At 62.5% G+C, this 13000-nt stretch carries 13 protein-coding genes and 1 tRNA gene; 11 read left to right on the top strand and 3 right to left on the bottom strand.

The genetic code is table 11. The features are described 5' to 3' along the window. Positions 1 to 40: 40 nt before the first annotated feature. On the top strand, positions 41 to 964 hold the full coding sequence (locus AWT75_RS05390) for a LysR family transcriptional regulator (protein WP_197077116.1): 924 nt from the start codon (positions 41 to 43) through the stop codon (positions 962 to 964). Positions 965 to 993: 29 nt separating this feature from the next. Here the strand turns inward: AWT75_RS05390 and AWT75_RS05385 are convergent, their stop codons facing one another. Both AWT75_RS05385 and AWT75_RS05380 read right to left on the bottom strand, forming a co-directional pair. Further along, on the bottom strand, positions 994 to 2595 hold the full coding sequence (locus AWT75_RS05385; protein ID WP_204376886.1) for an NAD(P)-binding protein: 1602 nt from the start codon (positions 2593 to 2595) through the stop codon (positions 994 to 996). A gap of 127 nt (positions 2596 to 2722) precedes the next feature. Then, positions 2723 to 4234: a polyamine aminopropyltransferase gene (locus tag AWT75_RS05380; protein ID WP_062788019.1), complete on the bottom strand. Its 1512-nt coding sequence runs from the start codon at positions 4232 to 4234 to the stop codon at positions 2723 to 2725. 65 nt (positions 4235 to 4299) lie between these two features. Between AWT75_RS05380 and AWT75_RS05375 the strand changes: the two genes are divergently transcribed. From AWT75_RS05375 to speD, 4 genes are read left to right on the top strand one after another with little or no spacing between them, the layout of a single operon-like run. Next, the gene (locus AWT75_RS05375) at positions 4300 to 4701 is read left to right on the top strand and encodes a DUF350 domain-containing protein (protein ID WP_062788017.1); all 402 of its coding nucleotides are present in this window, start codon (positions 4300 to 4302) and stop codon (positions 4699 to 4701) included. Positions 4702 to 4759: 58 nt separating this feature from the next. Beyond that, positions 4760 to 5767, top strand: a complete 1008-nt coding sequence (locus AWT75_RS05370; protein WP_204376888.1) for an SPFH domain-containing protein — start codon at positions 4760 to 4762, stop codon at positions 5765 to 5767. Next, on the top strand, positions 5767 to 7377 hold the full coding sequence (locus tag AWT75_RS05365) for a DUF4178 domain-containing protein (RefSeq protein WP_062788013.1): 1611 nt from the start codon (positions 5767 to 5769) through the stop codon (positions 7375 to 7377). The genes AWT75_RS05370 and AWT75_RS05365 overlap by 1 nt, the downstream gene beginning before the upstream one ends. Beyond that, positions 7374 to 7751, top strand: coding sequence for an adenosylmethionine decarboxylase (gene speD, locus AWT75_RS05360; protein ID WP_062788010.1), 378 nt, complete (start codon positions 7374 to 7376; stop codon positions 7749 to 7751). Before AWT75_RS05365 ends, speD begins: the two co-directional genes overlap by 4 nt. A gap of 170 nt (positions 7752 to 7921) precedes the next feature. On the opposite strand, the gene AWT75_RS05355 is transcribed toward speD, so the two are convergent. Next, positions 7922 to 7995, bottom strand: a tRNA-Gly gene (locus AWT75_RS05355). Positions 7996 to 8212: 217 nt separating this feature from the next. On the opposite strand from AWT75_RS05355, the gene AWT75_RS05350 reads away from it, so the two are divergent. From AWT75_RS05350 to AWT75_RS05330, 6 genes are all read left to right on the top strand, one after another. Beyond that, entirely contained in the window at positions 8213 to 8779 is a 567-nt protein-coding gene (locus tag AWT75_RS05350; RefSeq protein ID WP_045845559.1) for a DUF4337 domain-containing protein, read from the top strand. Positions 8780 to 8905: 126 nt separating this feature from the next. Beyond that, positions 8906 to 9943 carry an FtsH protease activity modulator HflK gene (hflK, locus tag AWT75_RS05345; RefSeq protein ID WP_239689477.1) on the top strand — a complete coding sequence of 346 codons (1038 nt, stop codon included), beginning with the start codon at positions 8906 to 8908 and terminating at the stop codon, positions 9941 to 9943. Beyond that, positions 9943 to 10287, top strand: a complete 345-nt coding sequence (locus tag AWT75_RS22085; RefSeq protein WP_204376885.1) for an SPFH domain-containing protein — start codon at positions 9943 to 9945, stop codon at positions 10285 to 10287. The genes hflK and AWT75_RS22085 overlap by 1 nt, the downstream gene beginning before the upstream one ends. Continuing rightward, positions 10200 to 10820, top strand: coding sequence for a protease modulator HflC (gene hflC, locus AWT75_RS05340; protein ID WP_204376884.1), 621 nt, complete (start codon positions 10200 to 10202; stop codon positions 10818 to 10820). Before AWT75_RS22085 ends, hflC begins: the two co-directional genes overlap by 88 nt. Beyond that, positions 10817 to 12079 carry an NRAMP family divalent metal transporter gene (locus AWT75_RS05335; RefSeq protein WP_062788007.1) on the top strand — a complete coding sequence of 421 codons (1263 nt, stop codon included), beginning with the start codon at positions 10817 to 10819 and terminating at the stop codon, positions 12077 to 12079. The genes hflC and AWT75_RS05335 overlap by 4 nt, the downstream gene beginning before the upstream one ends. A gap of 33 nt (positions 12080 to 12112) precedes the next feature. Continuing rightward, positions 12113 to 13000: YjbE family putative metal transport protein (locus tag AWT75_RS05330; RefSeq protein WP_153013249.1), on the top strand; the 888-nt coding region annotated here is incomplete at its 3' end.

Raw genomic sequence — 13000 nt, 5'->3', positions numbered from 1 at the left:
CATACAAAAACCGGGCAGTCCGCTGCGGACGAGCATGCCCTTGCAAGCAGGAACCGGAGAGCGCATTGAGCTGATGCTGACCTTTCTGAAAATTGTCGAGGCGGGCAGCCTGTCCGCAGCCGCGCTGCAACTGGGCACGACACAGCCCACCATCAGCCGTCGGCTGCAAATGCTGGAGCGTTCGCTGGGATTGCGCCTGCTGCAACGTACCACCCACACCATGCGGCTGACCCAGGATGGAGAGCGCTGCTATGAGCGCGCCAAGGAGCTGCTGGCTGGCTGGGCGCGTTTTGAATCCGAACTCAAAGGGGCCAGGGAAGAACCAGAGGGCGTGCTGCGCGTGATCGTGCCGCACGCCTTTGGCCAGGAACGCTTGATCGGCCCGCTGGCCAGCTATCTGCAGCAACATGCCGGCATGTCGGTGGAATGGCTGCTGCATGATGACCGGGCCATTCAGGACTACATTGCCGCCGGTATCGACTGTGCGATACAGGTGGGAGAAGTGACCGACCCAGGGCTGGTTGCCCTGCCGCTGGCCCAGGTGCCGCGCATTGTGGTGGCAGCGCCTTCCTTGCTTGATGGCCAGCCGATACCGCAAGACGCGGCCGAACTGGCGGCGCTGCCCTGGCTGGCCCTGCGCACCTTTTACCGCAACGAGGTGCAGTTGACCCACTCGGAGACGGGCAGGCACAAGCGCATCCAGATCCGCCCCCGTTTCAGCACCGACAGCCTCTATGCCTTGCGCAGTGCGGCCCTGCAGGGGGTAGGTGTCGGTATCGGCTCGCGCTGGGTGATGACCGAATACCTGGAGCAAGGGCAGTTAATCCAGCTGGCACCCAAATGGCAGGCCGCACCGCTACCGGTCAGCCTGGTGTATCCCTATGCCCGTTTCTATCCGGCCCGCTTGCGTCGTTTTATCGACCTGGTGCGCGCTGAAGCGCCTGCCATTTTTGGCGAGCAGTGAGGACGCATTGAGGAATTGAGCGGGCCGCATCAGCCCAGTATTTTCCGCGCCGCCACGCTGCCCCACCATGAGGCCTCCTCAAACAGCGACAAGCCGGACAGGTCGGAGTGGGCAAACAGGATGGGGCCGTCCACGGCACGTAGTGCGGCCAGACCGGGGTTGGAGAGAAAGCCCGGCTGCGGACTGGCCATGGCATGCGCGCGCACCGTCAGGCGGGCGGCCAGCATGTGACGGCGCAAACGTGGCCCGTACACGGTGTAAAGGTCTGTCATTGCCTGCTCGAACAAGCTATCAGTACTGGCCGCTGCCAGGCTTTGCCGGCTTGCCATCGGGTCGGCATCGGCAAACGCATGGTAGGTGGTGAACACCGTGCGCTCAGGCAATGCGGTGCGGATCAACTGGTGGGTGGCCACCACATAACCCAGGCTGCGGCTGCCATACACCACATTGTCCCAGGCCAGCGGCTGCTGTGGTGGCTCGGCAGGGAAGCGCTCCAGCAAAACATTACCCACCAGCCAGGGTGCACGGGGTGGTAGCTGCTGATGTTCGAATCCCAGGCTGGCCATGTGTGGCAACAGATGCCAGGCCACATGCAAGGGGGTGGTCATGATGACGCGCCGTGCCAGCAGGCGTTGTGCACCATGCGCATCCACATAATCCACTTGTACCTGCCTGCCTTGTGGCTGTACGCGCCAGGCAGCGCCATCCAACTGGCGTTCTGCTCCGATGCGCCCGCGCATGTGGCGCAGCACCGGGTTCAGCCCGTCAGGCCAGGTCAGCACGGCGCCGTCCTCGGCGTTGGCCGCGTGGCCACCACGGGCGGCAAAGTAGTGCAGTCCGGCCCAGGCCGAGGTATGCGCCAGTGTGCTGCCGTAGTCGTCGCGACAACAATAATCGAGGTACCACATCAGACCGGGCGCAGTGTAGCCCTGTGCGGCCAGCCAGCTGGCAAAGCTTTGCCTGTCCAGCGCGCGCCAGGCCGGGTCTTGCGAGGCGAGCGCAGCGGGCACCGTAAACACGCGGCGGCCATCAATGCCACGCTGTTGCTGCAATTGTCTGACATGCTGAAAAAAACGCTGCTGCTGTGCATTGTCGTCGGGGCCAAGGCCACGCGGCAGCAGCCCGTCCTGCCATTGGCCGTCGCGCCATAGTCGCTCGTCCGGAGCATGCACCAGCACCCGTTCGTCAAAGCGGGGACGCAGGCTGTCGCCACCAGACTCGATGACACCCATCTCGACCAGCAGTGCGCGCACATGGGCCGACTCGGACGAAGGCAGCGGCAGATAGTGGGCACCGGTGGGGTAGCGCCATTCGCCAAAGGCACCCGCAGCGGCGTTGCCATCCGGCTCCGGGCCGTTCAGCACCACAAAGTCGCGATAGCCTTCGCGCACCAGTTGCCAGCCGGCAAACAGGCCCGCCGCGCCGCTGCCGACAATGACGGTATCGACCTGGCGTGTGCTGCGGGGTGACGGCAGCCTGGTGGTATCACGCAGGCGGTGCCCCTCCGCCATGCCGGGGCGCATCACTTCGACCGGCAGGCCCCAGCCCAGCACCTGATGGCAGCCCGCCAGCAGCGGCAGACCGGCCAGCGCGGCGGCCGTGCGCAGAAAATCGCGGCGTGCTATCTGCATGGCCGAACCCTGCGGTCGTGCGTGCCGATGGCGTGCTTGTTCACGAGTTGTTTCCTTGTTTTGCCAACCGCCGCTGTTTTCCTTGCATCGGCTTATGCCTTTATTGTGCCGGGATGCATCATCCGTCTTAGCGGATGACCTGCGACCAGTCCTGCTCGAAATAATGAACCAGCAGCTGGTTGTTCAGCTCATTGGGCTGCATCTTCCACGGCTGCATGTCGGGCGGGAAGAAAAACATCTGCCGGGTGGCCTCGCGATCCAGGAATTTCAGCGGAACCTGGTAGTGCTGCGGCGGGATATACCCCGGATGATGGGCCGCGAGGATGAAGCCCCACTCGCCAAAAGAGGGGACATAGGCGTGGTAGGGGGTAGTCATGAGGCCTGCAGCCTGCAATGTGGCGTTGATGCTCCAGAAGGAGCGTGGTGCGTGGTAGGGCGAGGTGGACTGCACTACCGCCAGACCGTTGTCCGCCAGATGGCGCGACAGCAGCCGGTACATCGGCACCGAGTACAGCTTGCCCAGTGCAAAATTGGACGGATCTGGGAAGTCCACGATGATGGCATCGAATTCGGCGTCGTGCTGTTCCAGCCAGCGGGCCGCATCCTGGTTCACCACGTTCAGTCGCGGGTTGTTCAGCGAACCGCCATTGAGCGCCACCAGTGGTGCCGAGGTACGAAACAGCGTGGTCATCGCCGGGTCCAGATCCACCAGTGTGATGTGCTGCACATTGGGATATTTCAGCACCTCGCGCGCAGCCAGACCATCGCCGCCACCCAGAATCAGCACTTGCCGTGCCCACGGCAGCGCTCCGAGCACCGGATGCACCAGTGCCTCGTGATAGCGGTGCTCGTCGCGGCTGGAAAACTGCAGGTTACCGTTGATGTACAGGCGCATGTCGTTTTTCCAGCGCGTCAGCACCAGGCGCTGGTAAGGCGTGGTTTCGGCATGGATCACCTCGTCGCCGTAAATGGCTTTTTCGTTCCAGTGCGTCAGCATGTCCGACACCATGAAACCGCTGCCCAGTACCATCACCACCACCAGGCTGCGCAGGTACTGCACTGCCGGCCGCAGCAGCTCATGCCGGAATACGCGGCAGGTCCACACGGCTACCGCTGCATTGGACAGCCCGAACAGCAGCGCCGAGCGGGCCAGTCCCAGCTTGGGCGCCAGTACCAGCGGAAACAACAGGGATACTGCCAGCGCTCCCAGGTAATCGAATGTCAGTACACGGCTGACCAGCTCGGCAAAGCGTGCCTCCCGCTGGTTCAGCGCCCGCATCACCAGGGGTATTTCCATGCCCACCAGCACGCCGATCACGAAGACCAGTGCATACAGGGTGAGACGGAAGGATTCACCGGTCCAGGCAAACACCGCAAACAACACACTGGCGGACAAGCCGCCGATCAGCCCGACCAGCAGTTCGATCTCGACAAAGGTATCCAGCACCCGTTCGTCCTTCACGTACTGCGACAGGTGCGACCCCACACCCATGGCAAACAGGTAGCAGCCGATGATGGAGGAGAACTGCAGTACCGAATCGCCCAGCAGGTAGCTTGCCAGCGCGCCGGTAATCAGCTCGTAAGCCAGGCCGCAGGACGCGACAACAAAAACTGACAGGATCAACAGACGATCACGCATGCGGGAAACTATGAAAAATGGGTAGAATGGGCGTCATTATTGCTCAAGTCCGTAAAGGATGCCGCATGCCCGACGCTTTTTTGCACGCCCTGTTTGCCTATCTTGCCTACCTCGGCTGCGGCATCATACTGTTGCTGGCATTTTGCGTGCTGTACTGCTGGGTCACACCGCTGGACGAGCTGCAGTTGATCCGCCAGCACGGACAGGCCGCCGCCCTGTCGTTTGGCGGGGCCTTGCTGGGCTTTTCGCTGACGCTGGCCTCCAGCGCCTGGCACCTCAACACCCTGTCCAGTTTTGTGGTCTGGGCCATGCTGGGCCTGCTGGTGCAGATCATCGCTCACCTGCTGCTATCGCGCTGCCTGCCTGACCTGCAACAAGCCCTGCAAGACAACAACACGGCCATGGGTGTGTTTGCCGGCAGCATCCAGCTGGCGGTAGGGCTGCTCAACGCCGGCAGTCTGTCCTGATCTTCCACCCTGCGGTGGCCTGCCCGGCCGCCATTAACCGGAGCCTTACGCCATGAGCCTGTTTTCCTTCATCAAGAAGCAGTTCATCGACATCCTGGAATGGCAGGAGGAGGGCGACGGCGTGCTGGCCTGGCGCTATCCGATGCAGGATAACGAAATCCAGTACGGTGCCAGCCTGACGGTGCGCGAATCGCAGATGGCGGTGTTCATCAACGAAGGCCGGATTGCCGACGTGTTCGGCCCCGGCATGTACACGCTCAACACCCAGACCTTGCCGGTACTGACCTACCTGAAAAACTGGGACAAACTGTTCGAGTCGCCTTTCAAGTCCGACCTGGTGTTCTTCAGCACCCGGCTGCAACTGGGCCGCAAATGGGGCACACCTCAGCCGGTGACGCTGCGCGACAAGGACTTCGGCATGGTGCGCCTGCGTGCCTTCGGCATCTACAGCTACCGCATCACCGACCCCAAGTTGTTCTACACCGAGGTGAGCGGCACCCGCGAACGCTATACCGTGGACGATATGGAGCAGCAGCTGCGCAACCAGATGGTGGCCGACATGGCCCGCGTACTGGGTGGCAGTGCTGTCCCCTTTCTGGATATGGCCGCCAATCAGGGCCTGATGGCCAGCACCTTGCAACAGGGATTGACGCCCACCTTTGCCCGTTACGGCCTGGCGCTGGACAACTTTGCCATCGAAAACATCTCCCTGCCGGAAGAGCTGCAACACGCCATCGACAAGCGCATTGCCATGGGCATGGCCGGCGACCTTAACCAGTACACCCGCTACCAGGCAGCCGAAGCCATTCCGCTGGCTGCACAGAATGAAGGCGGGTTGGCCGGTTTGGGGGCCACGCTGTCAGCTGGGCTGGGTGTGGGGCAGGCGATGGGACAGGCCATCCAGCAAAGTATGGCCACCCCTGTCACTGCTCCACCTGCCGTCGATGCCGCGGACAGCCCGCAAGCCAAACTGGCCCAGCTCAAAGGCCTGCTGGACGCAGGCCTGATCACCCAGGTCGACTACGACACGGCCAAGGCTGACATCCTGAAAAAACTGGTGGGCTGATGTATCGCGTAGCCTGTCCTGCCTGCGGTGCCGAAGTCCGCTTTCACGCCACCACCTCGGTGCTGGCGGTCTGCCCCTATTGCCAGAGCACACTGCTGCGTGATGCCGACAGCGTGCGCGACATCGGCAAGATGGCTGCATTGCTGGACGATTACTCGCCGCTGCAGATTGCCAGCAGCGGCATCTGGAAAGGTCGCCAGTTTACTGTCGTTGGTCGCATCCAGCTGGCCTACGATGCCGGCATGTGGAACGAATGGCATCTGCTGTTTGATGACGGCAGCAGTGGCTGGCTATCCGAAAGTGTCGGCCAGTATGTGCTGACCCTGCCACAGACCCTGCCACCCGCTCCGCCGGCATTCGACAGTCTGCACCCCGGGCTGTGCTGGGAGTACAAGGGCACGCTTTATACTTTCAGCGACATTCGTCAGGCCCGTTGCGTTGCTGGCGAAGGCGAGCTGCCATTCAAGGTCGGAGCGGGCTATGGCGCACCGGTGGCCGATGCCCGCAGCGGTGGCCGCTTCCTGACCCTGGACTACTCCGCGAACCCGGCACAGCCTGCCTTGTATCTGGGCGATGCTGTCACCCTCAAGCAACTGAACATGCAGCGTCTGCGTGACGAACGCATGATCCAGACCGCCACCGGCAAGCTCAAGGGCAGCGTGCAACAGCTGGCCTGCCCGCAATGCGGTGCCGGCCTCGATTACCGCGCGGGTACGGCCACCCACCTGCACTGCCCGTCCTGCCACAGTGAAGTGGACATTCGTGGCGAGCAGGCCGAAGTCATTGCCCGCCACCAGCAAGCAGGCAAGACCCCCGCCTTTACCCTGCAGCAGGGCGATGTCGCCACCATAGACGGCAAGGAATGGACGCTGATCGGTACCTTGCGCTGGGAAGAAGTGCGCAACCGCAACAGCAGCTGGAACGAATACCTGCTGTACAACATTGACCTGGGTTTTCGCTGGCTGACGGAAACCAGTGACGGCTGGTATCTGGGCACGCTGATGGACGTATGGGTGGACAGCGTGACACCGCAATACGTGATGCGCGGCAAGCGCAGCTATTCACCGTGCTATCCCGAGTACGCGGCCCGCATCAGCTATGCCGCCGGTGCTTTCCCGTGGCGGGCCGCCATCGGCGATGTGGTGCAGATCAGCGAATTCGAAAACTGCAAGGAGCGGCTGGCCCGCGAACAGAGCAAGCACGAGATCACCTGGTCGTGCAGTCGCGAGGTCAGCCCGCAGGACATGACGCGCTGGTTCGGCCGCGACATCGCCTCCCGACAGGTGCCGCCGCTTGATAGCACCATCAAGTCGATGGCAAAGCTGGCCATCATCGTATTGCTGGCCATCAATGTGCCGATACTGTTTCTGAGCAGTGAGATTTTCTTGACCCTGTGCATCATTATTTTTGCACTGCTCATAGTGTATGCCCCGCTTGGAGAAAAACGGCAAGCGATGCGGCCGGTTTTTTATCTGGCCTACTGCATCGTCATCATCCTGATTGCCACCCTGATGAACCTGTCCATCATGGGCGATGACGGCAGTTACCGTAGCGGTAGTGGCGGTAGTGGCGGTGGCCACGGTGGTGGTTTCTCCGGTGGCCACAAATGAGGCATCTGGGCGAACATTTGCTGGCCGACCTGTACGACTGTGCGGCCATGCTGTTGGCGGATCCGCAGCATGTGGAACACACACTGCATGCTGCTGCAGCAGCAGCCGGTGCCCATGTACTGGCTGGTCACTTTCATCACTTTGGTCCCGGCCTGGGTGTTACCGGCGTTTTGCTGCTGGCGGAATCACATATCAGCATTCACACCTGGCCCGAGCACGGCTACGCCGCAGTGGATCTGTTCTTGTGCGGCAGTGCTGCCCATCAAGCCGCGCTGGCTGTGCTGCAGCAGGCATTCGAGGCTGGCCGCATCGAGCAGCGTTGCCTGTCGCGAGGCATCATGGCTCCGGTCACCGGCAGTGACAGGGCAAGGTGAAGGCATGCGGTGCTGAGTATGGCGGCATTCTGACCGGGACCGAGCGCCAGCCGTATGACGCAATAGCCGCTTTGTCCCACGCAGACCAGATATCGACCAGACAAGAAAAAAGCCAACCGGTGAAGGTTGGCTTTTTCTTTGGCAGATCAAGAATCTACAGGAATCCGGTGTGGAGCGGGCGATGGGAATCGAACCCACGGCACAAGCTTGGGAAGCTTGGGTATTACCATTATACGACGCCCGCGAAGGGGTGCATTGTAACCGGCTTTTCTCTGGCTGGGTAGTCGCTTGTGTATCCCTGCAGCGCTGGCCTGGGCTGCTTGCAGGCACGCAGCGGCTGATACAAAAACTGCACACAAACCCACTTGATTGACAGGGGTTCGCGCGCGAGCATGCCGGCCATGCTTGCGGAATAAAACGGCTGGCTGCAAGGCGACAGCCGGGCGAACAGGGAGTGGGTAATGGCGGAAGAAGAATACGAAATCGCGGGTTTGCATGAAAAACTGCTGGAAGAAGAAGCGGAAAAAGGCCAGCTGGCACAGAAGATTGCGCTGCTGACGGCAATTCTGGCCACCATTGGCGCGGTATTCAGCTACCAGAGCGGGGCCAAGCAGAATGAAGCCCTGTTCCTGAAAAACCAGAGCATTCTCAAGCAGTCCGAGGCCTCGGACGCCTGGGGCTACTATCAGGCCAAATCCACCAAAGCGCATCTGGACCAGCTGGCGCTGGTACTGGTGACCGACCCGGCGCAGAAAGCCCGTTTCCAGGCAGACTTGCAAAAGCAGCAAACCCAGCAGGCCGAGCAATTGAAAAAAGCCCAGGCCTTGCAGGAAGAGTCGCGTCGCCTGAGCGAGGAGTCCGAACAGGTGCTGCGCCCGCACGAGCGCATGGCACTGGCGATGACGCTGATCCAGATTGCGGTTGCCATGGCATCCATCACGGTGCTGACGCAGCGGCGCTGGCTGCTGTCGCTATCCCTGGTTTCGGCCCTGGGCGGCATCGGCCTGGCCATCAGCACCTGGTTGTAGACGTGGCAAGAATAGGCGCTGTCATCCTCTAATAACCATGCTGCGTTGTAGACATTCGGGGTGAAGCAAGCAGCAACACGGCAGTCGGCAAGTGCGGGGCGGGCCCGCAACAAGAAAGGCAAAGCAGTGCAACAAGACGAAGCCGGTCAAGCGGCAACACAGGGCGCGCCGCGTATCAGCTGGGCGCAGCGGGTGGATTATTATCTGGATGTAATGGGCATGCGCGGCAAGGGCTTGCTGCTGCTGGGCGGCCTGCTGGCCACCGGCTGGATCATGGCCGGCATTTACAAGGTACAGCCGGACGAGCAGGGCGTGGTGCTGCGCCTGGGCCGCTGGGTGGATACCACGCAAGCCGGTTTGCATTACCACCTGCCGTGGCCGATTGAAACCGTGCTGCTGCCCAAGGTTACCCAGATCAAGCAACTGAAACTGTCCAACCTGTACGACGGAGTGACGGGCGAATCCACCGACCCGCGCGACAAGCAGATGCTGACCGGTGACGAAAACATTGTCGAGGCCGATGGCGTGGTGTTCTGGCGCATCAAGGATGCCGGGCAGTTTTTGTTCAAGGTGAACAACCCGGAAACTTCGCTGCGCATTGCGGCGGAAAGCGCCATGCGCGAGGTGGTGTCGCGCACGCCGATTCAGGCGGTAATGTCCAACCGTCGCCAGCAGGTGGCCGATGAAACCCGTGAGTTGCTGCAAACCCGGCTGGACCAGGCACAAAGCGGCATCATCGTCACCCAGGTGCAACTGCAGCGGGTAGACCCGCCGGCCGCGGTCATCGATGCCTTCAACGATGTGCAGCGCGCCCGTGCCGACCAGGAGCGCGCCCGCAACGAAGCCCAGGCTTACAGCAATGACATCCTGCCCAAGGCGCGTGGCGATGCAGCGCGCATCCTGCAGGAAGCGCAGGCCTATCAGAGCCAGGTGGTGAACCTGGCGCAGGGCGAAGCCAAGCGTTTTGATTCGGTGTACCAGAGCTATGCCCAGGCCAAGGATGTCACCGCCTGGCGGCTGTATCTGGACAGCATGGACGAAGTGCTGAAGAAGGCCAGCAAGGTGGTGGTGGATTCCTCCGGCAAGGGCGGTAATGGCGGCGTGCTGCCGCTGTTGCAGTTGCAGGACAAAGACAAGGCCAAGCCTGCCAAGGAGACGCGTTGATGGCTACTTCCTACAAGGGTGCGGGCATTGTGGCCGCACTGGCGGCCGTGTGGCTGCTGTCGTCTTCCTTCTACACCCTCAGCGAGGGGCAAAAGGGCCTGATCATCCGTCTTGGCGCACCGATCGAGGTGGATGCCGAGCCCGGCCTCAAGTTCAAGCTGCCGCTGGTGGACAGCCTGCAGTTTTATGATGTGCGCCTGCAAACGCTGGCGCGCCGCCGGAGCAGATCATCCTGGGCGATGAAAAACGGGTGGAAGTGGAAACCTATACCCGCTACCGCATTGCCAACCCGCTGCGTTTTTATCAGGCGCTGCGTACCGAGGATCAGGCGCGCCTGCAGCTGACCCAGCTGGTGAGCACCTCGCTGCGGCGCGAGCTGGGCAAGGTGCCGCTCAAGGCCTTGCTGTCCGGGGAACGCACCCGCATCGTGCAGCAGATCCAGCAGGAAACCGCCACCCGCGCCGGCACGCTGGGCATTGAAGTTACCGAAGTGCGCCTGCACCGTGCCGACCTGCCGCTGGAAACCAGCCAGGCCATTTACGACCGCATGAAGTCGGCACGTCAGCAGGAGGCCAAGGAGCTGCGGGCGCAAGGCGCGCAATGGGCGCAGGAAATCCAGGCCAAGGCCGAAGGCGAACGCACGGTCATCTTGTCCGAAGCCCAGCGACAGAGCGCCATCATCCACGGCGAGGGCGATGCCCAGGCCAACCGCATCCTGGCGGCAGCTTTCAGCAAGGACCCCAAGTTCTACAAGTTCTACCGCTCCTTGCAGACTTACCGTCAGGCGCTGTCGGACTCGGCCCCTACACTGTTGCTGACGCCGGATTCCGCCTTGCTGCATGACTTCCGCAACGGCCCGGCCAGCAGCAAACCATGAGCCAGCTGGCCAGCACTTTGCGCACGCTTGCACCACTACAGCTTGGCCGCCTGCAAAGGCTGGCCGCCACCCTGGGGCCGGGGCTGGTGGTGATGCTGGCTGATACCGATGCCGGCAGCGTGCTGACCGCAGCGCAAAGCGGTGCGCAATGGGGCTATCGCTTGCTGCTGCTGCAGTTTCTCATCATTCCGCTGTTGTTCATGGTGCAGGAGCTGACGGTGCGGCTGGCACTGTCCAGCGGCAAGGGCTATGGCGAACTGGTGCTGCAGCGCTTTGGCCGTGGCTGGGCGCGGCTGTCCACTGCGGCCTTGATACTCAGCTGCTTTGGCGCGCTGCTTACCGAAATGAGCGGCCTGTCCGGCGTGGCGCAGTTGTACGGCGTGCCGGTATGGCAGAGCGTCGCGGTGCTGGCGCTGTTGATTTTCCTGATGGTGGCCAGTGGCAGTTACCGCCAAGTGGAACGCATGGCCATGCTGCTGGGGGTGGCCGAGCTGGCCTTCCTGTGGATGGCCTGGCGCGCCTGGCCGCAGTGGTCCCACATTCGCCAGCAGTTATTGCAGCTACCCTTGCACGACAGCAGTTACCTGTATTTGCTGGCGGCAAACCTGGGCAGCAGCGTGATGCCGTGGACCGTGTTCTATCAACAGTCCGCACTGATCGACAAGGGACTGAACCTGGCCGACCTGCGCGCTGCACGCATGGACACCATGCTGGGGGCCGTGCTGTGCCAGCTGATCACCGCCGCCGTGCTGATTGCCGCGGCTTCGGTGTTTGCCGGGCATGGCGCGGTATTGCTGGATACCATCCCGGAGCTGGCCACCGCCTTTGGCGCGGCGCTGGGGCCGGTAGCCGGGCGGCTGCTGTTTGCGCTGGCATTGAGTGGCGGTGCGCTGGTGGCCACCATCGTGGTATGCCTGTCCGCCGCCTGGGCGTTGGGTGAGCTGGGCGGGCGGCATCATGCGCTGGCCGAACATCCGCGTGCAGCCCCCTGGTTTTATGCAGCCTTCGCCCTGATGCTGCTGCTGGCCGCTGCCGTGGTGGCCATCAGCCCCAGCCTGGTGCGGCTGTCGATTGCCACCGGGGTGCTCAATGCGCTGTTGTTACCGCTGGTGTTGTGTTTTCTGTACCGGCTGGCACGCAGTGAGCTGCCCGCCGGTTTGCGTCTGCAAGGGCCGTATGCCGTGCTGGTGGCGGGGCTGTTTGTGCTGGCCGGTGGGCTGGGCCTGTTTGCCGGTATCACCGGTGCGCTGTCTGCCTGAGGCGGCAGGCCCGATTGCAATGGAAAGGGTGTGATGGAGCTGGATGGTTTGATGCAGGCACTGGGCATGACACTGCAAGTGTTCATGCTGGACCTGATTCTGAGTGGCGACAATGCGCTGGTCATTGCGGTGGCCTGCCGATCACTGCCGCCGCAACTGATGCGCAAGGCCGTGTTGCTGGGCACCGGGTTTGCCATTTTGCTGCGGGTGCTGCTTACCACGGTGGTGGGCTTCCTGCTGCAAGTGCCGCTGCTCAAGCTGCTGGGCGCGGGCTTGCTGATCAGCATTGCCATCAAGCTGTTGCTGGGCGATGAAGAAGCCGACAGCCTGCCCGGCAATGCCGGGGATAGCCGTCAGCTGTGGTCGGCGGTGTCGGTGGTGGTGATGGCTGACCTGGTACTGAGTCTGGACAATGTGGTGGCGCTGGCCGCCGCCGCGCAGGGCAGTGTGCTGTACCTGATTCTGGGCTTGCTGTTCAGCGTGCCCTTGTTGATGTACGGCAGCCTGCTGATTGCCCGTCTGCTGAATGATTACCCGCTGCTGCTGCCATTGGGTGCCAGCCTGCTGGCCTGGGTGGCCGGGCAGCTGGCGGTGAGCGACCCGCTGGTGCAGGACTGGGTGAATACCCAGGCCCCGGCCTTGCAAGTGGTGGTGCCGCTGCTGTGCGTGGTATTCGTGCTGGTGGAAAGCCGCATCATCCGCGAGCGTGCGCCCGGACTGACGCCACCTCCGCCACTGGGCTGGCTGGATGGCCTCACCGGCCGTCTGGCGCGCATCGGCGAGGCAGGCAGCGTAGCCGAGACTACCGTCCAGGCGGCAGCGCTTCCCTCACTGGCCGAGTCACCGGCTGCACCGTCCTTGAGCGTGCCGGATGCCCCCTCGCACACCCCGTTCGTCGTCGCTGAGCCTGCCGCCGAAGCG

This window comes from Aquitalea pelogenes (assembly GCF_001515305.1).
Classification (GTDB): domain Bacteria; phylum Pseudomonadota; class Gammaproteobacteria; order Burkholderiales; family Chromobacteriaceae; genus Aquitalea; species Aquitalea pelogenes.
This window is presented reverse-complemented; position numbering and strand designations above follow the sequence as displayed.

What these genes read in the sequence shown, in the direction of transcription:
- AWT75_RS22085 (WP_204376885.1), top strand. Translation starts at nt 9,943, where the DNA reads ATGGCTACTTCCTACAAGGGTGCGGGCATTGTGGCCGCACTGGCGGCC.
- AWT75_RS05335 (WP_062788007.1), top strand. Translation starts at nt 10,817, where the DNA reads ATGAGCCAGCTGGCCAGCACTTTGCGCACGCTTGCACCACTACAGCTT.
- AWT75_RS05365 (WP_062788013.1), top strand. Translation starts at nt 5,767, where the DNA reads ATGTATCGCGTAGCCTGTCCTGCCTGCGGTGCCGAAGTCCGCTTTCAC.
- AWT75_RS05380 (WP_062788019.1), bottom strand. Translation starts at nt 4,234, where the DNA reads ATGCGTGATCGTCTGTTGATCCTGTCAGTTTTTGTTGTCGCGTCCTGC.
- AWT75_RS05350 (WP_045845559.1), top strand. Translation starts at nt 8,213, where the DNA reads ATGGCGGAAGAAGAATACGAAATCGCGGGTTTGCATGAAAAACTGCTG.
- AWT75_RS05375 (WP_062788017.1), top strand. Translation starts at nt 4,300, where the DNA reads ATGCCCGACGCTTTTTTGCACGCCCTGTTTGCCTATCTTGCCTACCTC.
- AWT75_RS05385 (WP_204376886.1), bottom strand. Translation starts at nt 2,595, where the DNA reads ATGCAGATAGCACGCCGCGATTTTCTGCGCACGGCCGCCGCGCTGGCC.
- speD (WP_062788010.1), top strand. Translation starts at nt 7,374, where the DNA reads ATGAGGCATCTGGGCGAACATTTGCTGGCCGACCTGTACGACTGTGCG.